At 79.0% G+C, this 243-nt stretch carries 1 pseudogene; it reads left to right on the top strand.

From position 1 onward, the window contains the following. Positions 1-243: pseudogene (locus tag Q2100_RS17715) on the top strand (hypothetical protein); the annotation flags it as partial.

Raw genomic sequence — 243 nt, 5'->3', positions numbered from 1 at the left:
GCTGCGCGCGGTCGCCGCGGGCGGGCAGGGCCGCTACGGTGCGGCGCTGACCGACCTCGCGGTCGTGTGCCGGTCGCCGGGCGGGCCGGTGGTCTCCCTCGCGCACAGCACCCGGGCATCGTTTCTCCGTCAGCTCGGCGGGCACCGCCACGCCCGGCAGTGGGACGGCACCGCGCTCACCCTGGCGGGCGATCATCCCGAGGCCCGTGCCGACGCGCTGACCGGCCTGGCGGCCGACGCGCT

The organism is Mycolicibacterium arseniciresistens (assembly GCF_030519285.1).
Taxonomy (GTDB): domain Bacteria; phylum Actinomycetota; class Actinomycetes; order Mycobacteriales; family Mycobacteriaceae; genus Mycobacterium; species Mycobacterium arseniciresistens.
This window is presented reverse-complemented; position numbering and strand designations above follow the sequence as displayed.